Annotated in this window: 23 protein-coding genes; 6 read left to right on the plus strand and 17 right to left on the minus strand. The window is 51.4% G+C overall.

Going from position 1 to position 23,579, the window contains the following annotated elements:
* Positions 1–49: 49 nt before the first annotated feature.
* The 3 genes from K1X45_RS01505 to K1X45_RS01515 all read right to left on the minus strand — a co-directional run bounded on the left by K1X45_RS01505 (position 50) and on the right by K1X45_RS01515 (position 4,311).
* Positions 50–2,266 (minus strand): esterase-like activity of phytase family protein, encoded by a 2,217-nt coding sequence (locus K1X45_RS01505; protein WP_220159592.1) that lies wholly within the window; start codon positions 2,264–2,266, stop codon positions 50–52.
* 283 nt (positions 2,267–2,549) lie between these two features.
* A complete protein-coding gene (locus tag K1X45_RS01510) occupies positions 2,550–3,896 on the minus strand; it encodes a DNA polymerase IV (protein WP_116088024.1) in 1,347 nt (448 codons plus the stop codon).
* Positions 3,897–4,011: 115 nt separating this feature from the next.
* Positions 4,012–4,311, minus strand: coding sequence for a DUF3572 domain-containing protein (locus tag K1X45_RS01515; RefSeq protein WP_220159593.1), 300 nt, complete (start codon positions 4,309–4,311; stop codon positions 4,012–4,014).
* Between the two features lie 235 nt (positions 4,312–4,546).
* Here K1X45_RS01515 and K1X45_RS01520 point away from each other — a divergent pair, with 235 nt between their 5' ends.
* Together K1X45_RS01520 and K1X45_RS01525 are read left to right on the plus strand one after the other, a co-directional pair.
* Positions 4,547–4,918, plus strand: coding sequence for a response regulator (locus tag K1X45_RS01520; protein WP_022712318.1), 372 nt, complete (start codon positions 4,547–4,549; stop codon positions 4,916–4,918).
* A gap of 27 nt (positions 4,919–4,945) precedes the next feature.
* Positions 4,946–5,341: a VOC family protein gene (locus K1X45_RS01525; RefSeq protein ID WP_255560473.1), complete on the plus strand. Its 396-nt coding sequence runs from the start codon at positions 4,946–4,948 to the stop codon at positions 5,339–5,341.
* 103 nt (positions 5,342–5,444) lie between these two features.
* Here K1X45_RS01525 and rpmG read toward each other — a convergent pair whose 3' ends face one another.
* The 6 genes from rpmG to topA form a co-directional block, all read right to left on the minus strand.
* Positions 5,445–5,612, minus strand: coding sequence for a 50S ribosomal protein L33 (gene rpmG, locus K1X45_RS01530; protein WP_022712316.1), 168 nt, complete (start codon positions 5,610–5,612; stop codon positions 5,445–5,447).
* A gap of 101 nt (positions 5,613–5,713) precedes the next feature.
* Entirely contained in the window at positions 5,714–6,907 is a 1,194-nt protein-coding gene (locus K1X45_RS01535; protein WP_022712315.1) for an MFS transporter, read from the minus strand.
* Between the two features lie 5 nt (positions 6,908–6,912).
* Positions 6,913–7,686: an NUDIX hydrolase gene (locus K1X45_RS01540; protein WP_220160350.1), complete on the minus strand. Its 774-nt coding sequence runs from the start codon at positions 7,684–7,686 to the stop codon at positions 6,913–6,915.
* A gap of 41 nt (positions 7,687–7,727) precedes the next feature.
* Positions 7,728–8,180, minus strand: a complete 453-nt coding sequence (locus K1X45_RS01545; RefSeq protein WP_220159594.1) for a DUF983 domain-containing protein — start codon at positions 8,178–8,180, stop codon at positions 7,728–7,730.
* 26 nt (positions 8,181–8,206) lie between these two features.
* On the minus strand, positions 8,207–10,606 hold the full coding sequence (gene rnr, locus K1X45_RS01550) for a ribonuclease R (protein ID WP_220159595.1): 2,400 nt from the start codon (positions 10,604–10,606) through the stop codon (positions 8,207–8,209).
* Between the two features lie 146 nt (positions 10,607–10,752).
* Positions 10,753–13,440 (minus strand): type I DNA topoisomerase, encoded by a 2,688-nt coding sequence (gene topA, locus K1X45_RS01555; RefSeq protein WP_220159596.1) that lies wholly within the window; start codon positions 13,438–13,440, stop codon positions 10,753–10,755.
* 285 nt (positions 13,441–13,725) lie between these two features.
* Here topA and K1X45_RS01560 point away from each other — a divergent pair, with 285 nt between their 5' ends.
* Positions 13,726–13,905 carry a hypothetical protein gene (locus K1X45_RS01560; RefSeq protein WP_022712310.1) on the plus strand — a complete coding sequence of 60 codons (180 nt, stop codon included), beginning with the start codon at positions 13,726–13,728 and terminating at the stop codon, positions 13,903–13,905.
* Between the two features lie 3 nt (positions 13,906–13,908).
* On the opposite strand, the gene dprA is transcribed toward K1X45_RS01560, so the two are convergent.
* From dprA to K1X45_RS01580, 4 genes are all read right to left on the minus strand, one after another.
* Positions 13,909–15,096 (minus strand): DNA-processing protein DprA, encoded by a 1,188-nt coding sequence (gene dprA / locus K1X45_RS01565; protein WP_370627132.1) that lies wholly within the window; start codon positions 15,094–15,096, stop codon positions 13,909–13,911.
* A gap of 3 nt (positions 15,097–15,099) precedes the next feature.
* On the minus strand, positions 15,100–15,711 hold the full coding sequence (plsY, locus tag K1X45_RS01570) for a glycerol-3-phosphate 1-O-acyltransferase PlsY (RefSeq protein WP_116088018.1): 612 nt from the start codon (positions 15,709–15,711) through the stop codon (positions 15,100–15,102).
* Positions 15,712–15,786: 75 nt separating this feature from the next.
* A complete protein-coding gene (locus K1X45_RS01575; protein WP_370627054.1) occupies positions 15,787–17,073 on the minus strand; it encodes a dihydroorotase in 1,287 nt (428 codons plus the stop codon).
* Positions 17,073–18,047 (minus strand): aspartate carbamoyltransferase catalytic subunit, encoded by a 975-nt coding sequence (locus tag K1X45_RS01580; protein ID WP_220159598.1) that lies wholly within the window; start codon positions 18,045–18,047, stop codon positions 17,073–17,075. Before K1X45_RS01580 ends, K1X45_RS01575 begins: the two co-directional genes overlap by 1 nt.
* 218 nt (positions 18,048–18,265) lie before the next feature.
* On the opposite strand from K1X45_RS01580, the gene K1X45_RS01585 reads away from it, so the two are divergent.
* Positions 18,266–20,008 (plus strand): acyl-CoA dehydrogenase family protein, encoded by a 1,743-nt coding sequence (locus K1X45_RS01585; RefSeq protein ID WP_220159599.1) that lies wholly within the window; start codon positions 18,266–18,268, stop codon positions 20,006–20,008.
* Between the two features lie 36 nt (positions 20,009–20,044).
* On the opposite strand, the gene ruvX is transcribed toward K1X45_RS01585, so the two are convergent.
* The gene (gene ruvX, locus K1X45_RS01590) at positions 20,045–20,524 is read right to left on the minus strand and encodes a Holliday junction resolvase RuvX (protein ID WP_220159600.1); all 480 of its coding nucleotides are present in this window, start codon (positions 20,522–20,524) and stop codon (positions 20,045–20,047) included.
* Between the two features lie 99 nt (positions 20,525–20,623).
* Between ruvX and K1X45_RS01595 the strand changes: the two genes are divergently transcribed.
* Positions 20,624–21,337 (plus strand): metal-dependent hydrolase, encoded by a 714-nt coding sequence (locus K1X45_RS01595; protein ID WP_220159601.1) that lies wholly within the window; start codon positions 20,624–20,626, stop codon positions 21,335–21,337.
* A gap of 50 nt (positions 21,338–21,387) precedes the next feature.
* Here the strand turns inward: K1X45_RS01595 and K1X45_RS01600 are convergent, their stop codons facing one another.
* The 3 genes from K1X45_RS01600 to K1X45_RS01610 form a co-directional block, all read right to left on the minus strand.
* A complete protein-coding gene (locus tag K1X45_RS01600; RefSeq protein WP_220159602.1) occupies positions 21,388–21,867 on the minus strand; it encodes a hypothetical protein in 480 nt (159 codons plus the stop codon).
* A 75-nt stretch (positions 21,868–21,942) separates the two neighbouring features.
* Positions 21,943–22,428 carry a hypothetical protein gene (locus K1X45_RS01605; protein ID WP_220159603.1) on the minus strand — a complete coding sequence of 162 codons (486 nt, stop codon included), beginning with the start codon at positions 22,426–22,428 and terminating at the stop codon, positions 21,943–21,945.
* A gap of 12 nt (positions 22,429–22,440) precedes the next feature.
* The gene (locus K1X45_RS01610; protein ID WP_220159604.1) at positions 22,441–22,905 is read right to left on the minus strand and encodes a hypothetical protein; all 465 of its coding nucleotides are present in this window, start codon (positions 22,903–22,905) and stop codon (positions 22,441–22,443) included.
* A 278-nt stretch (positions 22,906–23,183) separates the two neighbouring features.
* Here K1X45_RS01610 and gatC point away from each other — a divergent pair, with 278 nt between their 5' ends.
* The gene (gene gatC / locus K1X45_RS01615; protein ID WP_022712301.1) at positions 23,184–23,471 is read left to right on the plus strand and encodes an Asp-tRNA(Asn)/Glu-tRNA(Gln) amidotransferase subunit GatC; all 288 of its coding nucleotides are present in this window, start codon (positions 23,184–23,186) and stop codon (positions 23,469–23,471) included.
* The last annotated feature ends 108 nt before the right edge of the window (positions 23,472–23,579 follow it).

Here is a 23,579-nt window from a genome sequence, read left to right on the forward strand (position 1 = left end):
TAAAAAAGGCCGCTAAATAGCGGCCTTTCTTTTGAGAGCCTTGGGAGGCTTACTTAGCTTTCAACTCACTGACTTTGCCGACGGTGAAGAACTGGGTTTCACCATTGGAGTCATCCACACCGTCATTATCGGTCACAACATAGCCGATGCCGTTTTTGTCGATGGCGAAGCCTTCAAGTTTATCCGGTACAAAACCGTTGAGCTTCTTGAGGTCCGGAATGAAATCATAGACCAGTGTTTTGCTGACAAGCGGCAGTTTCTCACCGATCTTCGCTGGCTTCAGATCAGCCATTGCCACTTTGTAGAGGCGCTTGTTGACAGCTTCATTGCCGATCAGGTTATCACGCTCAACGATATAGAGCTGACCGTCATGGGCCGTGATTTCTGACAGGCCGACCCAACCCTTTTCTTTCTTATCCAGCGGATAGGAAACGGCAGCCCATTCTTCGCTCTTCAGATTGTAGCTGAGAATTTTGACAGTGCCTTTGTCATCATCAGCCCATTCGCGCTGTACAACCATCCAGAGCGTTTCATTGTCGCCTTCACCGGTGCGGGTGATGCCTTCAAGACCAAAACGGGTCTGATGCTTGAGCAGGTCTTCAGGCAAAGCGATTTCTTTTTTGATTTCACCTTTGTCATTCACATTGAGAATGGCATGCGGCACCAGTTTCTTCTGGTCGCCTTCATTAGCCAGCCAGAAGCCGCCTTTGCCATCGGTCGTAATGCCTTCAAGATCAATCTTTTGCGCCGCATCTTTACCGCGTTTGACGAGCAGCGCAGAGGTGATTTTCGCAGGCTTCTGGTTCGCATCAATCGTGTAGATTGTCGGCGCAGAGAAATAAGCAGAGTCAGAGACTGCATAGAGAATGCCGTCTTTGCTTTCATCAGCAACCAGACCGGAGAGCGCGCCCCAGGCGATTGGTGTGCCTTCTTCCGTCAGTTCGGAAACCAGCTGCGGATAATCAGCGGCTTTGTCCTGCAACTCATAAATCATCACATGGGAGCGGGCGGCGCCGTCTTCACCCAGATCAGTTTCATTCGCCGTGACCAGCAGGTTGCGTGACGGGATCGCCAGAACACCTTCAGGGCCGATGCCTGATGGGAGCAGCTGAACGAATTCAGGATCTTTACCGGTATCTTTATAAACCCCGACCATCGAGCCGCGCTCGCTGGCAACGAAGAGATAGTTGGTCTCGCCAAAACGACCGAATTCGGCACCCTCCAACTCAACGCCTTTCTTGTTGCGCTTTTCCGGATAATGGCCGTGTGCAGCAATCTTGTGCTCCAGCGTGTTGCCGGATTCATAAGTCACTTTGCCGGTCTTGTCGAAGATCGTGAAGCCGCGGGAGCCGCCTTTATAGTCGCCTTCATTGGCGGTCAGCAGGCGGTCATCGCCAACCCATTTGATAGTGTCCGGCTCGCGGGCGACATTTTTCATCTCGCCGTTAAATTTGATCTGGCCGTCTTTCTTGGTGTCGATCTTATCAAGATCAATAGTACCGGCGGAGAAATGCGCGGTGATCTTGCCGGAAGCAGCATCGACGATCGCGATATGGTTGTTTTCCTGAAGGGTAACAGCAATTTCATTCTTGCTGTTGATGGAAACAAATTCCGGTTCCGGATCTTCCGGTGCAACTTCTGCAATACCGGTCAGATCAACCACTTTCATGGTTTTGCAATCCGGTGTGCCGTCTTTGAGATTGAGAATAACCAGATTACCGGCTGGCAGCTGTGGCAGCTCACCATCATTCAGCTCTTCATCGCGCTCATTTTCAATAGCAACGGCGAGGAATGTCTTGTCCGGTGAAACGGCAACGGAATCCGGCTGACCGCCGAGATCGCAGCTCATTTCAACCTTGCGCGATGCAATATCAATCACATCCAGACGGCCTGATGGCTTCACATAGCTTTCAGATGTGTTGACACCGGCGAAAACGCGCTTGCCTGCAACGGCAACTGATGTCGGCTCGCCTTCAACTTTCAGGACGCCACCGGCTTTAGGGTTTTTAGGGTCGGTAATATCAACAAAACCGATGCCACCGTACGGGCTGTCGGAATAGATCAGCATATTGCCGTCTTCGGAAACCGTGATGATTTCGGAGGAGGTTGCCGCTTTTGCATCCGCATCTTTCGGCAGGTTATCGGCGACTGCAAAGCTGGCGATGCGGTTGAAAACCGGCTCAGCCGAAGCGGAAAAAGCAACGGAACTTGCCAGAGTGGCAGTAAGAGCGGTGATGAGAGAAAGTCTCATAGAACGGCGCGACATGATTATCCCCGAATGTTGCATAAATTCTGGATCTCTGATCCAAAAGCAGCCATGCCTTGCTGCAAATGGCAATTTCTATACTTCCGGTACTCACGTACTTATATGTACGCTGCGTTCCGGTGCTCGAAATCACCATTTTCGCTATGGCCTGCCACTTTTTGATTCAGACATTGAGGGGAGATTTCGCCGTTCTCTGTTTCAGACAAATGTCACTTCCATGAAGAAATGATGACATGGCTTTTATTAGCAATTTATTCGCGGGAAAACCGAAGTCAGGCCAAACCTATTTATCTGACGGTGTCTGCGGGCGGGCGAGGTTGCCTTTGCCGAATGTGTAGCCGGTTTCCACTGTCTTCGAGCCGAATTTTGAGCGCAGCTTATCAATGGCAGTTTCAGCCGCCGCACGCTTACCGGCTTTGATATCGACCAGATCAGGCGGATCAGCCTTTACCGGATCTGTGAGGTCGGTCACGCCGATGCCGAGCAGGCGATATTTTGTGCCATCAATTTCCTTTTGCAGCATATAAAGACCGGTGCGGAAAATCCTGTCTGCAAGCTGCGTGGGATCGCTCAGACGGTGATTACGGGTACGGCTCTGGAAATCCTTGGTCTTGAGCTTCAGCACCACTGTATGACCGGCAATCTCGCCATGCTTCAGTCGTCCGGCAACTTTTTCCGACAATGCACGCAGTACCGGCACCAGTTCCTCAGCCTTGGCGATATCAATATCAAATGTGGTTTCATTGGAGATGCTCTTCATCTCACTTTCAGGCTGGACGGTGCGTGTGTCCATGCCGCGGGAGAGGCGGTAGAGACGCTGCCCCATCACGCCATAGGACTTCATCAGCGCAGATTCTTCCATTTGCTGGAGCTGTCCTATGGTCTGAATACCATCAGCATTGAGTTTGGCATTGAGCGCCTTGCCGACACCCCAGATCATACCGACCGGCTTAGGCTTCAGAAAATCCAGCGTTTCCTTTTCCCCGATCACCGAGAAACCACGCGGCTTCTCCATGTCTGAGGCAAGTTTTGCCAGAAATTTGCAATAGGACAGGCCAACAGAAACCGTGATGCCGATTTCCTGTTCAATCCGGCGGGCGAATTCTGCCAGTACAAGGGCAGGAGGCGCACGGTGCAGTTTGGCCGTACCGCGCAAATCCAGAAACGCCTCATCAATCGAAAGCGGTTCGACCAATGGCGTGAGATCAAACATCATCTGGCGAATCTGATGCCCGACCTTGCGGTATTTCTCCATATTCGGCTTAACGAATATGGCCTGCGGGCAGAGTTCAATGGCTTTGAAAGTCGGCATGGCAGAACGCACGCCGTGAATACGCGCAATATAGCAGCAGGTGGAAACCACACCACGCTTGCCGCCGCCGACAATCACCGGCTTGTCACGCAGTTCAGGATTGTCGCGTTTTTCAATTGATGCGTAAAAAGCATCGCAATCAATATGTGCAAAGCTTAAATCATATAGCTCTTCATGACGTACCAGACGCGGGCTGCCGCAAGCGCTGCAGCGTGGTCTCGGTTCACTACGGCGTTTTTTCTGCACAGTCAGGCAATCGCGGCAGAAACCTGCCTGCGGATCGGCCTCAGCAAAATAACCGGAAACACCGTTGACCATCGTAAAAACCTGTATCATGATCCGAACATAAGCGGAACATTTGCACAATACAGGCAGATGGTTTCAAGTGCCAGCGAATTTTATACACAATCTGCAGCGATGCAGGAGGTCGCACTTACATGGATTGGTCGTAAGCACTGTCGCCGTTGGGCAGAAAGCGCAGCGCCTGATTCATGCTCTCCGGCTTATGGCCGGTGGCTTCACAAAACTGCATGAGCGTTGGCTCATGTGCCAGATAGAATTGTAATACACCGGTCAGAAAAGCCGGTTCACCTGCGGCTTCGCGGATAGATGAGACTTCAATGCCGGTGAGGGACAGAAAGCGATTCATCAGATCCGGTTGCTGCGCCAGAAAGACCAGAGCTTCAATGGCCAGATTTTCAGCATCGCTTTGATTCAAGATGGTTTTTAACATTTTATATCCGGCTGGCTTTTACGTTTTGGCAACTGTAATTGCATCTTTAGCTGTATGAAAGCTGTTTAGGAGCATTTTGGTCATTGTTCAATGCTATGCTGATGGGGTTGGAATAATCATGGTCTCTGTGTGCTGTACCCGTGCGTGGTAATTGACGTGAGCCGAAAACTACGAAATGCTGCGGCCAGCACGCGGATATATTCAGACAATGTTCTGAGTAATAAGGTATTTTTTCATGACCAAAAAAGTAATGATCGTTGAAGATAATGAGCTGAATATGAAGCTTTTCCGCGATCTGATTGAAGCCAGCGGTTATGAAACCATCCGTACGCGCAATGGTCTTGAAGCTATGGATCTGGCTCGAATCCACCATCCCGACCTGATTTTGATGGATATTCAGCTGCCGGAAGTCTCCGGTCTTGAAGTCACCAAATGGCTGAAAGAAGATGACGACCTTAAAGCCATTCCGGTAATTGCCGTCACAGCCTTTGCTATGAAGGGCGATGAAGAGCGTATTCGTCAGGGCGGTTGCGAAGCCTATATTTCCAAGCCGATCTCCGTGCCGCGCTTTATTGAGACGATCAAGTCCTATCTTGGCGACCTGTAGTTACAGGATTTCGCCTTACTGAGGTGAATGATGAAAATTCCTGCGTTCCGCATTGTAAGGCCGACAGATAATCCGGATGCGCTGCTTCCCTTTTATCGGGATGGTTTAGGACTGACAGTTCTTGATAGTTTTCAGGATCATGACGGTTTTGACGCAATCATTATGGGGCGTGAAAATGTGCCCTATCATTTTGCGTTTACACGCACCGATAAGCATCAGGCCGGTAAAGCACCAACCAAAGAGAATCTGCTGGTTTTTTATTTGCCGGATCATGCCGAGTGGGAAAATGCTGTTGAGCGTATGAAAGCGACCGGCTTTGTGCCTGTGAGCGCCTTCAATCCCTATTGGGACAAGAAGGGGGTAACTTTCGAAGATCCGGACGGTTACCGTATTGTTTTGCAGCAGACAGATTGGGCGCCTTAATTACGGTTCCGACACAAATTACCAATCAGAAATGCTCTGCATTCAGACAACAAAAAAACCCGGGCTGATAACAGTCCGGGTTTTTTAATAACCGAAACCAGAATTATTTGATTTTGGTTTCTTTGAATTCGACGTGTGCCTTAGCAACTGGGTCGTATTTACGCTTTGTCATTTTTTCAGTCATTGTACGGCTGTTCTTCTTGGTTACGTAGAAGAAGCCTGTGTCTGCGGTCGACAACAGCTTGATTTTAATTGTTGTAGCCTTAGCCATAACGATATCCTGCTCTTTTAAATAATAAAACCGCCTGCTTGTCCGGCGATTTCATCCGGGTGCGGGAATTTGGCGCGACACTACGGATACACGCCGAAAAGTCAAGCCCGCTGTTTACGAACTACCAGTCTGATAAGCAGAATTATGATAAATGCTGCAAAAAAGAGTGATAAAGTGACCGGGAAACCTGTTGCTCCCAGCAAATCCATACCGACGCCGGCCGCCTGAGGGCCTGCCAGCATACCGATACCATAGCAGAAAATGAACGCGGCATTGGCCGAAGCGAGCTCACGTCCCTGCAATTGCGAACCAAGATGGGCGAGGCCGACAGTGTAAAGACCGGCAACCACACCGCCCCAGATCAGCAGCAGAACTGCCATCAGATACCAGTTTGTGACAACATAAGGCAGCAGCACCATACCGGCGAAACCGATAATAGCACAAATCAACAGCAGAATACGGCGATCGCCGATGCGGTCGGAGACGAGGCCGAGCGGAATCTGCATCAGCACATTGCCGAGACCGACCATGGTCAGCAGCAGCGCCGCATCGCCTTCATTGAGACCGACACGCGTGCCAAAGACCGGAAACAGGGCAAAGCCGCCGGTTTCCACCGCACCATAGACAAAGACCGCCATTGTCGCTGCCGGAACCGCGAAAATATAAGGCATGAAGGGAACGTGTTCCCCTTCTTCAAATTCAGGGCTGTCTTTACTGGCAATCATCACAGGGAAGGCTGCCAGCGCAATAATGACGATACCGATACCAAACGGCATGAATCCGCCGCTGCCGATGATTGAGAATAACCACGGGCCGACCGCGAAGCCGAGCGAAAGGCAGGTCGCGTATATACCAAGCACCAGTCCGCGTTTGGCCGGCGGGGCAGAGGTATTGACCCAATATTCAGACAGCACAAACAGCACTGTGAGCGCGAAATGCAAGGAAACGCGCAGTGCAAACCATGCAATAATATTCGGAAACAGATAGAAACCGAGGAAGGACAGACCGCTGATGAACAGCATCAGCATCATCGAACGGGCAACGCCCAGATAGGAGCCGATACGCGCGGATAGCGCTGCGCCAAACAGCGATGCAAGACCGGCAACAGCCGTATTGGCGCCGATGGTGCTGGCTGAATAGCCACGGCTTTCCAGAAGTACACTCAGCAGCGGAATACCAAGGCCGATCGCTGCACCAACGGCACTGATCGTGGCAATGGCTGCGCCCAGCGAGCGCCATTGCGTTGGTTGAAGTACCTCTGATGCGGGTTCAGTTGAAAGATGGTCTTGCTGCATGAAACTTAAATCACCTCACGGACATGACGGCCATGCCGTTTACGATAGAACGGAACCGGATATATAGAGGACAAATCCCTGTCTTCGAGCAGGAGTTTTTCGATATCCCGTAAAATAATGCGCGTAATCGCTGCAATATTGAGATTAAAGGCCTCGGAAAAGCTCACAAATTTCAAATCAGACAATTCCGGCTCATTATAAGCAGATGATTCTATAGCGCTTATGTCAGCCGGATTGCTGTTTCTGGCAGGGAGCTCTGTGCTGATTTCATCCAGAAAACTGGCAAAGAAACGCGCATCATAGCGGCGCACATGACCGGGCGGGGTGATCGCGCGCGCCACATAGCGCAGCTGCGATAAATCGGGCAGGTGATTGCAACGTGCAAAACCTGTCCACGGATGCGTTTCCGCATCATCATGCGGCGTACCGAGTAACAGGCCGGTTTCCTCATAGGTTTCGCGTATCGCAGTCATGGCAAGCGCACGCGCGCGCTGTGTGCTGGCACGTTTGCCAAGCCCTGCCAGCAATTTTGCTTCATCCTGCGGCCTGAGGCTGTTGGCAGCATTAATTCTGCCGTCTTGCGCTTCTGTACCGCCGCCGGGGAAGACAAACATATCCGGCATGAAATGCATCGCACGGGCGCGCCGCCCCATAAGAATACGCGGCTCATTGCCGTTGCGGTCGATGAGGATGAGTGAGGCAGCATCACGCGGCCGGATAATGCGGGATGCTGCGGCGCCCTGATTGTTCAGGGCTGCCGCATCATCCGGCCGGTGCATATCCTGTAAAGCGTGGTCTGTTTTATGTCCTGACATTTGCGTCAGATATATTCCTGCTGACTTTCTTTATCAAAGCCATGCATATAAAGCGCCCATTGCAGGCCGATGGTGGCACCTTTGATCGGTTGCAGCAGCACCAGTGACATCAGAATGGTCACCGGCCCCCAGATGGCCAGATGCCCCCAAAGGGAAAGGCCGCCCATATTCTCCACCATCATGAACAGCGCGACCACGACGTGGCCGACAATCAGCACTGTCAGATAGGCAGGCAGATCATCGGCGCGCTGCAGTGTGTAATCTTCATTACAGACAGAGCAATTAGCGACCGGACGCAGGAATGAGCGGAACAGCTTGCCGTCACCGCAATGCGGGCAGCGGGAGAGAAAACCGCGCTGCATGGCTTGTCCCAACGGGCGCGGGGTGCGGGCGGGTTTTGTCTTCTCGCCGCCGAAAACTTGCGTTTCCGTCTGTGTCAGGGTCTGATCGCTGCTCATCATCGTCTCCCAATGCTGTGTCGGGGTTATCTTTTGCTTTTACGCGAAATATGGGCTGGTTTGCCTCTGGCCGGACCGCCGGTGCGGGATTTTCCCGCCTTGCGGCTGAATTTGGTAGCTTTGTGGTGCGATTGCAAGGATGCAGGCAGCAAACGCGGTTCTGTCAGCATTTCAAAACGCAGTGCTCCGGCAACCGGCTGCGCTTCAACCAGTCGTACTTCCACACTGTCGCCAAGACGATAGCCTTTGCCAGACCTTTCACCGGCGACAGAATGACCGGCTTCATCATAGTGATAATATTCCCGGCCCAAAGTGGAAATGGGAATAAAGCCGTCGGCACCATATGTCGCAAGGGTGACAAACAGACCGGCTTTGGTCACACCCTGCACACGCGCCTGAAACTCATTGCCAACCTGTTCGGCCAGATGATGGGCGATCAGACGGTCTGTCGTTTCACGCTCGGCCAGCATGGCGCGGCGTTCTGTCTGGGAAATGCTGAGCGCAATGGCAGGCAATTCGCCGATCTCGTCATTGCTCAGACCATCGGGCCCCAGATTGAGCGCGCGGATCAGCGCACGATGGACGATGAGGTCAGCATAACGGCGGATCGGCGAGGTGAAATGCGCGTAATGGCGCAGATTTAAGCCGAAATGGCCGATATTGTCGGTATTATATTCGGCCTGACTTTGCGAGCGCAGCACCACCTGATTGACCAGTTCTTCATGGTCTGTACCCCGAACGCGGGACAAAATGCCGTTGAACTGGCTCGGGCGCAGTTCCGCGCCGCGGGCAAGGCTGATTTCCAGTGTCTTGAGGAAGTCACGCAGGGATTCCTGCTTGGTCAGCGACGGCAAATCATGAATACGATAGATCAGCGGCTGGTTCTTGGCTTCCAGTGTTTCAGCGGCGGCGACATTGGCCTGAATCATAAATTCTTCGATGAGCTTATGTGCATCGAGGCGGTCAGGCACGATAACTTTCAGCACCTGTCCCTGATCGTCGAGGATCAGTTTCTTCTCCGGCAGATCAAGTTCCAGCGGCTCGCGCTTGTCGCGGGCTTTTTTCAGCGCCGCATAGGCCTTCCACAGCGGCTTCAGGCTGATATCAATAACGCGTTCGGTCTTCTCATCCAGAGCGCCGTCAATGGCCGCCTGTGCCTGCTGGTAGGCGAGACGGGCAACCGAGCGCATCATGATGCGGTGGAAGCTGTGCGAGCGTTTGCGGCCATCTGCACCGATGATAATGCGCACCGCCATGGCCGGACGGTCAACACCTTCACGCAACGAGCACAGATCATTGGAGATGCGTTCCGGCAGCATCGGCACCACGCGGTCAGGGAAATAGACCGAATTGCCGCGCTTCAGTGCTTCATGGTCGAGCGAGGAGCCGTGCAGCACATAATGGCTGACATCGGCAATCGCCACGACAATGACAAAGCCGCCTTCATTGGCCGGATCAGTGTCCGGTTCGGCAAAAACCGCATCGTCATAGTCTTTAGCGTCAGCCGGATCGATGGTGACCAGCGGCAGTGAGCGCCAGTCCTCACGATGCGCCATTGTTGCCGGTTTGGCATTTTCCGCCTGCTCAATCGCTCTTTCAGGGAAGATATGCGGAATTTCATATTCGTGGATCGCAATCATCGACAGCGCTTTTTCACTGCCGATAGAACCGATTACCTGTTCAATCTTGCCCTGCGGCAGGCCAAAGCGGCTCTTTTGATGCGGGATCACCTCAACCAGATCACCCGGTTCAGCGCCGTTCAGATATTGCGCATCAATGCTGATTTCATTCTGTTTGCGGTTGACCGGCTCAAGACGGTATTCGCCGCTCTGCAGCTGGCGTAAAACACCCAGAACAGCATTATCGCGTTTTTCCAGTTTTTTGATAACGCGGCCTGTATAGGGCGCAGCGCTTTTATCGGAACTGGCAAAGATTTTGGCCAGAACCTGATCGCCGACGCCAACTGTCGGGCCTTTATCCTTGTGTGTCCGGCGCAGCAGTACCAGCGGCGCTGCTGTTTCACCATTCCACTCAATCGGACGTGCAATCAGGCCGCCATCACTGTCGCGACCGGTAATGGTCAGCGGAGCAATTGGCGGAAGGGTATTCGGACGGGATAGTTTCTTGGCGCGTTTTTCCACCTGTCCGTCATCGGCCAGTTCGCGCAAAATATCTTTGAGATAGATGCGCGCATCACCCTTGAGATTGAACGCCTTGGCAATATCACGCTTGGCAGCGCGATCCGGATTTTCAGTAATGAAAGTGAGGATATCTTCCTTCGTCGGAAGATAGGCTTCCGAGAGCGGCTTCACTTTGGATTTACCGGAAAAGCTCTTGTTGTTTTTTGTGCCCTTCTGGTTTTTTTGTTTGCCTGAGCCGCTGTTACGGTCAGAAGAAGGGTCTATTCTGCGAGCCAATCCGGTCATCCTTAATATTTACTTTTCATAAAGTCCTGAAAACTCTTTAAAGCATTTCAGCACAGAATGGAAACATTTGCTGTGCCTGCGCTGATGCAAATAAAAAGGGCACCATAGTAACTATGGTGCCCTCTGTTTTACGTGCTTTGTGCTGCTTATTCAGCGGCATCCGCTTTTTTAGGTTTAGCGGCTGCTTTAGTCGCAGTCTTTTTTGCAGCCGGTTTTTTGGCTGCTGCCTTTTTCACCGGTTTGGCTTCATCATCCGCAGCCTTGGCTTTGGTTGTCCTCTTCGGAGCCGCCGGTTTTTTCGGTGCGGCTTTCTTCGTGGTTTTCTTGGCAGAACCGGCTTTCGCCGTAATCAGCTCCAGCGCTTCTTCCATTGTTACCGTTGCCGGATCTTTGCCCTTTGGCAGCGTGGCATTGACCTTACCCCAATTAACATAAGGGCCGTAGCGGCCGTCACGCACAGTAATGGAGCCGCCATCCGGATGATCGCCGAGTGTGGCAAGCGCAGCCGGTGTTGCACGGGTACGACCGCCTTTAGCTGCTTTTTCTGCCAGCACAGTCACAGCGCGGTTGATGCCGATTTCAAACACATCCTCAATGCTGTCCACATTGGCGAAAGCGCCGTCATGGGCAATATATGGACCATAACGGCCGAGGCTTGCGGTGATCATCTTGCCGCTTTCCGGATGCGGACCCACATCACGCGGCAGATTGATAAGCTGCAAGGCTTTTTCCAGATCAAGTTCAGCTAGTGACCAGCCTTTTGGCAGGCTGGAACGCTTGGCTTCTTTACCTTCGCCGCGCTGGATATAAGGGCCAAAACGGCCGGTACGCGCAGAGATATCTTCACCGGTTACCGGATCCTGACCAAGTACTTTTGGTTCATCAGATGCAGCTGCTGCATCACCTTCACCTTCACCACCAAGCTGACGGGTGAATTTGCACTCCGGATAGTTTGAGCAACCGACGAAAGCACCGTATTTGCCGAGCTTCAGCGAGAGATTGCCGGTGCCGCAGGTCGGGCAGATACGCGGATCCATACCGTCGCCGCGATCAGGGAAGGCAAGGGCGGAAAGCTGCTCATTGAGCGCATCCAGCACATTGGTAACGCGCAGTTCTTTGGTGCTGTCGACATTGCCGGAGAAATCCTGCCAGAAGTCGCGCAGCACGTCTTTCCACGCCAGTTTGCCATCGGAAATCAGATCGAGCTTTTCTTCCAGCGCAGCGGTGAAATCATATTCCACATAGCGCTCAAAGAAGCTCTCAAGGAATGCGGTGACCAGACGGCCTTTGGCCTGCGGGATCAGCTTGCGCTTATCCATCGTGACATAATCGCGGTCACCCAGAGTTTTCAGCGTTGCCGCATAAGTCGACGGGCGGCCGATGCCGAGCTCTTCCATGCGCTTGATGAGCGATGCTTCGGAATAGCGCGGCGGTGGTTCAGTTGAATGCTGGGTTGCGTCGATTTTCTCGCGCTTCAGTGTCTCACCGGCATTGATCTGCGGCAGACGTGCGCTGTCCTCGTCTTCATCTTCTTCTTCGCGGTGATCCGTATAGGCCGCGAGGAAGCCGTTGAAGCGAACAACCGAACCATTGGCACGCAATACAGCCGAACGGGAGCCGTTTTTGGCTTCAATATCAACGACTGTGCGCTCAATATCAGCAGGCTGCATCTGGCTGGCAATAGCGCGTTTCCAGATCAACTCATAAAGGCGAGCCTGATCCTCATCGAGATATTTGCGCACTTCTTTCGGATGGCGGCTGAAGTCGGTCGGACGTACCGCTTCGTGCGCTTCCTGAGCATTTTTCGCTTTAGTGGAATAGTAGCGCGGCTTTTCCGGTACGTAATTATCGCCGAATGTCTGGCCGATTGCTTTACGCGCTGCGGAAATCGCTTCCGGCGCCATCTGCACACCGTCAGTACGCATATAGGTGATCAGACCGGTGGTTTCACCGCCAAGTTCAATACCTTCATAAAGGCGCTGCGCCACCTGCATAGTGCGCGATGCGGAGAAGCCGAGCTGACCGCTGGCTGCCTGCTGCAAGGTGGAGGTGGTGAATGGCGGGCCCGGATTGCGCTTGGTCGGCTTGGCATCAACGCTCATGACATTGAAGGCCGCGCCTTCCAGCATGGTGCGGATGGCACTTGCCTGCTCTTCATTTTTAATGTCGAGCTTGCCGAGTTTCTTGCCGTCAACAACAGTCAGGCGGGCAGTGAAATTATCGCTGCGCGGTGTCTGGAGCAGGGCGGCAATATTCCAGTATTCTTCACGGATGAAGCGTTCGATCTCGGTTTCGCGGTCACAAACGAGGCGCAGTGCAACCGACTGCACGCGGCCAGCCGAGCGCGAACCCGGCAATTTGCGCCACAGAACCGGCGACAGGGTGAAGCCTACCAGATAGTCGAGCGCACGGCGCGCCAGATAGGCGTCGACCAGCGGCACGTCGATTTCACGCGGATTGGCCATCGCTTCCAGAACCGCATTTTTGGTAATGGCGTTGAAGACCACACGTTTGACCGGCTTGGAGCCGAGCACTTTTTTCTGGCGCAGCACGTCCAGAACGTGCCATGAAATTGCTTCCCCTTCGCGATCAGGGTCAGTTGCCAGAATCAGTTCGTCGCTTTCCTTGACCGCTTTGGCGATCTCGGAAAGGCGCTTGGAGGAGGCCGCATCGACCTCCCAGCTCATGGCAAAATCTTCATCAGGACGAACAGAGCCGTCTTTTGCAGGCAAATCGCGGACATGACCGAAAGAGGCCAGAACCTTATAGCCTGAGCCTAGATATTTATTGATTGTTTTGGCCTTGGCGGGCGATTCAACGACAACGACATTCATATTGCGGGTCCAGATTAACGTACACAGCCGGATATGCCCGGATTGCGCCAGTATTGAAAATCATCAGGCTGGCAGGATATTTGTCATTCAAATGAACAGCGAAATCAGATTGGTCAAGAGCAAGCCACTGTTTTTTACGCAAAACAACGACAGGTTGACATTGTTTATTTTGTAATCATAGGTTGATTTCGGGCATTGTACATATCAAATTTGTTTGTTCCGGTTTCAATAGAATGACATTTTATTTGGTTCTTTAATTTATATATTTAGGCTTAAGGCGGGCTCATGAAGGCAGATAAAGAGAAGTCCTATCATGAAATCATTTATGTTCATGATAAACTACTGGAATTACGTCATATTGCTCAGTCCAACCACTATCCGATGCTGGCTTATTTCATAGAAATGGCATGGGTTGAGGCATCAGATGTTTTGCGTAGCCAGTCAGGCCGGATGACGAAAAACTGATTATTATGAGGGCAAAAGCGCAACCAGACCATTTTCACTGCGTTGCAACTGCCCCGCGAGATCAAGCTCCAATAATGCCAGATGCACGGCGGAAGCACTCAGCCCTGTGTGGCGGATAATCACATCCGCCGAGACAGGAGTATTGCTGAGAGCGTTGCGGATACGCTCATAATCATTTTGCGCAGAAACCGGACTTTGACCGGCATCAAAACCGGTGCTTGCCGGTTGTTTCATCAAAATCTGTGCTGTGTTTTGATTGAACAATGTTCCGGCCTGCATTGGTGCCGCATCACTTGTGCGCAGCATCGGCTCCAGCGCAACCAAAATATCCTGGGCTTCGGTGAGCATGATAGCGCCGTTCTTGAGGAGGCTATTGGCGCCATTCGCACGCGGATCGAGCGGCGAACCGGGTACGGCAAATACCAGCCTGCCCATTTCTGCGGCCAGTCGTGCGCTGATGAGCGAACCGGAACGTTGTGCCGCTTCAATCACCGCAAGTCCGAGCGACAGACCGGCGATGATGCGGTTACGACGCGGAAAATCCTGCGCGCGTGGCACCCACCCCATCGGCATTTCAGTAATAATGACCCCGCCATTATCAATGATCTGATCGAGAAGAGGAATATTTTCCGGCGGATAAGGGCGGTTTAAGCCGCCAGCCAGCACAGCAATCGTGCCGGTCTCGAGACTGGCTTTGTGGGCAGCCGCATCAATGCCTCGCGCAAAACCGGAAACGATGGCGCAACCGGATTGCCCGAGATCACGAACCAGCTGGCTTGTGAAGGCACAGGCCGTGGCAGAAGCATTTCGTGCGCCGACAATCGCCACCGGCGGTTTGCTGAACAGCGTTGTATCTCCAAGCACAGTTACCAGTGGCGGAGGATTGAGGATTTGTCTGAGATAGGGCGGATATTCCGGCTCGCCCATGCCGATAAGTTTGGCACCGGCGCGTTCTATCGCTTCCAGTTCCTGTTCGGCTTCATCAATTGTATGAATACGCAGCGGGCGTTTGGCGGTGGAGCGCACCAGTTGCGGCAGGCGCTCAAGTGCGGCAGCAGCGCTGCCGCAATAGGCGATCAGATCGCGAAAACTGGCAGGCCCGACATTATCGCTGCGGATCAGCCGCAACCAGTTGAGTCTCTGCTGATCTGAGAGACGAATTCCTTTTGACTGCGAACCCGTCTCTGCGATCATTTATTTTGATCCTATTTTGGTTTCTGTGCCGCTCAGTAACCGTTCAATATTCGCACGGTGCTTGATAAAAATTATCAGCGTCAGAACTGCAAAGAGGAGTGCTGTTTTCGTCAGTCCGAGATAGAGAATGGAAAGCGGAACAATGATACAGGCGATCAGCGCAGAGAGCGAAGAATAGCGTGTGAGAAGCGCGATAACGATCCATACAGCTGCAAAAACCAGTGCACCCGGCCATGCCAGACCCAGCAAAATACCGAGATAAGTGGCAACGCCTTTGCCGCCTTTGAAGCCAAGCCAGACCGGAAAGAGATGGCCAAGAAAAGCCCCGAGACCAGCGGCAAGCGCGTAATCACGGCCGAAATAGGCCGCAACCAGCACGGCGATCGTGCCTTTAAGCATATCGCAGAGCAGGGTAGCAGCGGCAATTTTCTTATTGCCGGTGCGCAATACATTGGTTGCGCCGATATTGCCGGAACCGATGGAGCGCACATCGCCCAGACCTGCCATGCGGGTGAGCAGCAAACCAAAGGGGATTGAACCGAGCAGATAGCCAAAGACCAGCGCTGCAAAAATGCCAGCCGCGCTGCCGGTGATAATCAGTGGTTCAAGCATGAAGTCCCCTCAGAGTGATTTGTCCGCGCAACCGGACAGCAGAAATTAGGCATAAAATCCGCACCAAAACAATATTTATAATGCGAAGACTGTTTTGCCGCTGACCACGGTACGGATCACGCGACCCTGAAATTTAGCATCTTCAAAAGAGCTGTTTTTCGAGAGTGAGTGCAATTCTTCAGCCTTTACGACCCATGGTTCATAAAGATCAACCACGGCGAAATCAGCTTTTGCACCAACTTTCAGAGTGCCTGCATCCAGACCATAGAGTTTGGCCGGAGCGGTGGAAAGCACTTCGATCAGACGCAAGAGGCTCAATGAGTCATTGTGATAGAGACGCAGCGCTGCCCCGAGCAGGGTTTCCAGTCCGATTGCACCGGCTTCCGCATCGGCAAAAGGCAGACGTTTGGTATCAACATCCTGCGGATTATGCGCGGAGACAATCACATCAATCGTGCCGTTGCGCACGGCTTCAATCATCGCCTGACGGTCATCTTCATTGCGCAGCGGCGGCGAAAGACGGAAGAATGTGCGATATTCGCCGATATCATTTTCATTCAGCGATAAATGATTGATCGAAACAGCAGCGCTGACTTTTGCATTGGTTTCCTTGGCGCGGCGCAGAACCTGAGCCGACATATCGCAGGAAATTTGCGCAGCGTGATAATTGCCGCCAGTCATGCTTGCTAAGCGCAGGTCACGTTCCAGCGGAATAACTTCTGCTTCGCGCGGCGCACCGGAAAGACCGAGCCAGCTGGCATAAAGCCCGCTATTCATTGCACCGCCGCCGAGATAAGGGTCGATTGTCTCATGGGCAATCACTGCGCCGAAATCCTTGGCATAGGTCAGCGCACGGCGCAGCAGCAGCGTATTCGCCAGTGATTTGCGGCCTTCAGTAAAGGCAACCGCACCTGCTTCGCGCAGCAGGCCCATTTCGGTCATTTCCTCACCCAGCAAGCCGCGGGTGATGGCAGCAGCCGGATGGACATTGACGATAGCAGTGTCGCGGGCAGTCCGCTTGACGAACTCCACCAGAGCCACATTATCAATCACCGGATCGGTATCCGGCATCATAATCATCGAGGTTACGCCACCGGCAGCAGCAGCCTGACTGGCCGAGGCAATGGTTTCACGATGTTCTGTACCCGGTTCACCGATAAAAACGCGGCTGTCGACCAGACCCGGGATCAGCACATTGCCGTTAAGGTCAATGACTTCCGCACCTTCCGGTGTACCCTGATTATTTGCATCCGCACCGCTGGCGACGATAATGCCGTCCTGAACGATCAGCGTGCCGGTTTCATCGAGATTGCGCGAAGGATCAATGATGCGGGCATTGGTATAAACTGTAGTGTTCATCATCAGGCTCCAATACCATCAACGTTTTCAGGATTTCGTCGGGGATCAAGCAAAGCTTCCATCACGGCCATGCGCACGGCAACACCCATTTCCACCTGCTGCTGGATCACGCTTTGCGGGCCGTCTGCAATATCCGAGGCAATCTCTACACCACGGTTCATCGGGCCCGGATGCATCACCAAAGCGTCCGGCTTGGCATATTTGAGCTTTTCTTTATCCAGCCCGTAGAAGTGGAAATATTCGCGTACCGACGGCACAAAGGAGCCGCTCATGCGTTCGCGCTGCAGACGCAGCATCATCACCACATCGGCGTCTTTCAGGCCTTCTTTCATGGAGTTGAAAACTTCAACGCCCATTTGTTCAATGCCGGATGGCAGCAGGGTAGACGGTGCAATCACCCGTACCCGCGCGCCCAGCGCATTGAGCAGCAGAATATTGGAGCGGGCAACACGTGAATGCAGGACGTCACCGCAGATTGCCACGATCAGGCGACCGACTTTGCCTTTGGCGCGGCGAATGGTCAGCGCATCGAGCAGGGCCTGTGTCGGATGTTCGTGCGCACCGTCACCGGCATTGACCACCGAGCAGCCGACTTTCTGCGCCAGAAGCGCCGCAGCGCCGGCAGAAGCATGACGGATTACCAGAATATCCGGCTGCATCGCATTGAGCGTCATCGCCGTATCAATCAGCGTTTCACCCTTTTTAACCGACGAGCTGCCGACCGACATGTTCATCACATCGGCACCGAGGCGCTTACCGGCTAGTTCAAAGGAAGATTGGGTGCGGGTGGAGTTTTCAAAGAAAAGATTAATCTGCGTGCGACCGCTTAGGATTGTTTTCTTTTTTTCCGGCTGACGGGAGACAGCAACTTCACTGTCGGCCAGATCCAGCAATGTGGTAATATCGAGAGGAGAAAGACCTTTAATCCCGAGCAAATGGCGGTGGGGAAAAAGAGGCGCGGGAGATTGTTCTGTCATCACAGCTATTCCCATATAATGTTTGCAGAGAAACTTGTTTGCGGCCTTATATATGCTTTTGCGGCTTTGTCGAATAAACAGTGTGGAGAAAAACGGATTATTGAGGGGATATTTATAATTTTGCCGCAAACAATGACACAAGGCGGATATTAGAGATTCGTGTATAGATTTTAAATACTAAAACCGGCGGCTGAAATCTCCGGCTAAATGGATGGAATATGTCGGTTAACACTCCTGCAGACGTTTCTGAAGTAACTAATCAGGCGCCGCAGCGCACCAATTATGCGCCGGATACGTCTCCATATTCCGTGATCAAAAATCTCAACGGGCAGGCTGCTCCGCAATATAATGCTTATCTGAGTGATCCGCTGCTGCTGCAATGTGCAGCGCGTTTTCCGGAAAGCCTGCAAAAAGAGCTCGAACAGACCGGCCGTTTTGTTTTATCTGCCGATGCGCAGGAAATGGCGCGCCTTGCCAATTCCGAAGTGCCGCGCCTGCAAACCCATGACCGTCAGGGCAACCGCATTGATCAGGTGGAATATCATCCGGCCTATCATGCTTTGATGCGCCGTTCCGTTGCGCATGGCCTGCACTCATCCATCTGGGAAAACAGCCCGCAGCAATCTCCTGAGGCAGGTCGTCGCCATCAGGCGCGTGCGACACGTTTTTATCTGACTGCGCAGCTTGAATGTGGTCATCTATGCCCGCTGACCATGACAAGCGCATCACTTGCAGTGCTGATGACCTCTCCGGCGCTTTATGATGAATGGTCACCGCGCATTCTCACCCGCAAATATGACTCGTCCAACAAGCCGCCGGTTAAAAAAGCCGGTCTGACGCTTGGTATGGGTATGACAGAAAAGCAGGGTGGCACCGATGTGCGTGCCAATACCACCCGCGCCGATCATGCGGGCAATGGCGTCTATCGTCTCAACGGCCATAAATGGTTTATGTCTGCGCCAATGTCCGATGCTTTCATGGTGCTGGCGCAGGCCACTGGTCAGGCTGCCGGTGACAATAAGTCCGGCCTGTCCTGTTTCCTTGTGCCGCGTTTATTGTCTGATGGCAGCGGCAATGGTTTCCGTTTCCAGCGCTTGAAGGACAAACTTGGCAACCGCTCCAATGCCTCTTCCGAAGTACAGTTTGAAAATGCGCTCGGCCAGATGGTTGGAGAGCCGGGGCAGGGTGTGAAGACTATTATTGATATGGTGACACTGACCCGTCTGGATTGTGCAGTAGCCTCCGCCGGTCTGATGCGCGCCGGTATGAGTGAAGCTGTTCACCATGCCCGCCACCGGCAGGTTGGTGGCGTGCCGCTGATTAATCAGCCGCTGATGCAGCGTGTTTTGGCAGATATGTCGCTTGATGTGGCGGCTGCTACTGCTCTGTCACTGCGCCTTGCCCGTGCTTTTGACATGGCGGCCAATGATCGTATGGAAGCTGCTTTTGCCCGTGTTATGACACCTGTGGTCAAATATTGGGTGGCAAAAATTGCACCGGCGCTGCTCTATGAAGCGATGGAATGTCTCGGCGGCAATGGCTATGTCGAAGAAAATCCGCTGGCACGGCTTTATCGCGAGGCTCCGGTCAATGCGATCTGGGAAGGTTCCGGTAATGTGATGGCGCTGGATATTGTGCGTGTTCTTCACCGCGCACCACGTTTGTTTGACGATGTGCTGGAATGGATCGGCACACAGCTTGGTCGTCGCGGGCAGGGTACTGTTGCCGTGTTGCGGGCTGCAATGCAGGTGACCATGACCGATGAAGGTGCTGCACGTATGCTCACCGAGCAGATGGCACTGGCTGCCAGTGCGGCCTGCCTGAAAGAGCTTGGTGCCGATGATATCGGCGATGCTTTTATTGAGACCCGCCTTGGCGGCCAATGGCGTACGACTTATGGTATGATCGATGCCCGCCATGATGCGCTGGGCATTATCAATGCGCTTTATCCGCAAGGATAAGCTGCAACCGGCTTATTGACGGACGGCTGACTAATCCTACTCATTGTCACGACGCAGCATATGCAGCCGGTCAAGTGCACCCTGTAAAATGAACGAGGCAGCAGCGGAATCAATCCGCTCTGCCCGTTTGGCGCGGGAAACATCCATGCCGATCAAAGCGCGCTCTGCAGCGACCGTTGAAAGCCGTTCATCCCAATAGATAAACGGAATATCGGTGAGCTTTTCCATATTGCGCACAAAAGCGCGGGTGGCCTGCACACGCGGGCCTTCTGTGCCGTCCATATTGACCGGCAGGCCGATAACCACGGCTGAAATCTTTTCTTTTTGGAGCAGTTCCAGCAGTTCCTGCGCATCCAGCGTGAATTTGCGTCGTTTCAGAACAGGGCGTGGATGGGAGAAGGAAAGTCCGAGATCAGAGACAGCGATGCCGATGGTTTTGGTACCCAGATCAAGACCGGCAACCAGCTGACCATAGCTCAGGCTTGCCGCAAGCTCTTCAATTGTTGATACAGCCATATCTCGTTTCCTGATCCGGTAATGTCATACTATATTGCAAAGACAGCGCAGTGCATTCTAACTGTGCCTATAACAATATGCATCGGCAAAGGGAATATCATGAAAATCACCTGGCTCGGCCATTCTGCTTTCCGCGTTGAAACTTCGCAGGCGGTAATTCTGATCGATCCTTTTATCAGTCAGAGCCCGACCGGCTCAGGTTTGGATTTTGCTGAAGTGACCAAAGGTGTGACGCATATTGCCCTGACCCATGGCCATGGCGATCATGTCGGCGATACAATTCGCATCGCAAAAGAAACAGGTGCAACGGTTATCGCCAATGCTGATCTTTGTGACTGGCTGGAGCATCGTGGTGTCGCGAAAGTCGATCCGACAAATACCGGCGGTACAGTCTTTCACAACGGATTTTCTGTGACTTTCGTCAATGCGCTGCATTCTTCCGCAAGCTTGACGGAAGACGGTATTTCCCATTCGCTTGGTAATGCCAATGGCTTGGTGTTCCATTTTGATGATGAGGGCGCGCCGGTGCTTTATCATATGGGGGATACGGATATTTTCTCCGATATGGCGCTGATTAATGAATTGCATCAGCCGGAGATTGCTCTGGTGCCGGTCGGTGACCGCTTTACCATGGGTGGCGCAGTGGCCGCACTGGCCTGTCAGCGTTATTTCCCCGCGCTTAAAACAGCCATTCCATGCCATTTCGGTACATTCGGCCTGCTGGATGCAATCGCAGATGATTTTGTACACGGTATGGAAAAGACCTCAACGGAAGTTAAAGTTCTGGAGGTCGGCGGTAGTTTGACAGTTTGATAGCAAATACTCCCCATTTATCAAGTTAATGGGGAGCTTGATCATTGATGTTAAGATGGATTTTCAATATAAAAACTAACAGCCCAGACAGATTCAACGTCATAATCTATGTCGTTGCTAAGAAATACACCAAGATCAGATGTGTAGCATAAATTAAATTTGTTATTATTTATTGTAGTTGAAATTTTAAAAATTGTTGCGCTTTTTCTCTTAATGGTAAATTTCGTTGCGAGTGCCGGCGTGACATTCGTAACCAATCCAACATCAATACTGCCGCCTGGGGTTGCTGTTGCGGCGAGTGCTTGTATAAAGCCTTCATACTTCGGACTGTAAAATACTGATGTAAACTCGTTTGTAGCTGTTATGTCTGTAATATTATTTGCATTTGTATAGTCAATAGTACTGTAATCCAGTGTTGGATTTGTGGTTAATTTGTATCCGCTGTATACTGGATCTGTAATTGGATTTGTTGTATCTGTAACTATATTTGGATTGTTGTATGAAAATGGTTTAAAGCTAAATAAAAACATCTTACATCCTTTCAAATGTTGCGTTTTTATTTTGGCATATTTAAAAAATATTATTAGCTGTTATTTTTTTCAGTGCTAGTCATGTTGCGGGTATATATCTATGAGCCAGATTTTTTCATTTGGATAAAGAGGGCTTTTAGAAAAATAAACTTTATCCTCTGCTGCATGATAGGATAAGACGTATGTGTTTGGGTAATCAATTGCTGGGTCACTGTTTGCTGTGTGTACGTAAATATAGCATGTGCTTATATTAATCATATTGATGTAAAGTTTTGAAAGTATAGATGGTTCGACTGAATTTTCTGCAACGGCAATTAGTGCTCCGTATGCATCTAAGGCAGGTTTAAAATATAAAAATGAATTTTCTCCAGGATTGTAGTGCAAGGATGGAGTTTCTGTAATTTCATTGTTTATAATTGACTGAGTTGATGTGAAGGATATAGATTTTTGATCTTTTGTTTTTGCTACAGTTAAATAATATCCGCCAAAAAATGGTCTATCTGTATTTACAGAGAGGTATTTATTTGGATAGGACATTGGACGTATACTAAATATTAACATAAGTTACCTCTTCTAATGATGATTTGTAATCCATAAATATTTATCATCATTGATGTAATTTAAAAAATTTATCTCATTGTTTAAGTTGTTGAAATATAGGTAATATTTTATATTTTCTTTTGTTGTGTGTATCTTGTAGTAATTGTCTGTTGTTTTTATGATGTGAAATTGCGGAGCTTTTTGTGGGGTGAGGGCGCGGTTGATTGCAGCTGGAGCATGGTCATTGTTATTTCCTAAGGCGAGAAAACCGTTGCTATCAGCATGATAAAATAAGGAGGCATCAAAGCTCTCCGGAGCTGGATGGTCGTTTCGCGGACGACGTGCAGAGTGAGTAAATAAAGTGTGGCTGCTAAGTATTTCTGAAGAATTTGGTATTGGAGCTAATATAAGTGAAAATATATTGTCATTCTCAATTGTTGCTTGTGCCTTTATGTAAAAATCTTCTGCATTTTTAGGGCTTAGAGTGAACAAAAACATACGACTTCCTCGGGAAGAATTTATTTTCAATGATATTAAATTACATTTTCAGATGTATCGCCTGATTTATTTGACAGGTCTCACTCCTCTTTTCTGAGGTGAGCTAAGCTGGCGCAGGGGGATGAATTCGCATCATGGTGAGTGCTTTAATGCATCACCAATATTGCACTTGAGCGGGTGCAGGGTTATAGCCGGAATAAGAGAAATTCCTTGCGGGCTGTATTCATGCCGGACGACCGGCAGCGATCACCGCATTTTCGCATTTATCGGAGAACGACATGTCCGTCGATTTAACTACAGTCAAGCGCGTTGCGCATCTTGCCCGTATTGCGGTCAATGAAGAACAAGCCGAGAAAATGACCGGTGAGCTCAATGTTATTCTGGGCTTTGTGCAATCGCTCGACAGCGTGAATGTCGATGGCGTGGAGCCGATGACCTCAGTTATTCCGACCGCCATGCGTCTGCGTGAAGACAAGGTGTCTGACGGCAATATCGCTTCGGAAATCGTATCTAATGCACCGATCACGGAAGAAAACTTCTTCATGGTGCCAAAAGTTATCGAATAATCCCGCCCTGATCCATCCGACTGCTGTTCACTGTTTCAATATGAGCTGTAACTGCTCCCGACGCGAAGTCCGGTTTTTGAAATGGTGCGGACAGCACATGAAAAGCCC

Source organism: Pseudochrobactrum sp. Wa41.01b-1, assembly GCF_019464455.1.
Classification (GTDB): Bacteria; Pseudomonadota; Alphaproteobacteria; order Rhizobiales; family Rhizobiaceae; genus Pseudochrobactrum; species Pseudochrobactrum saccharolyticum.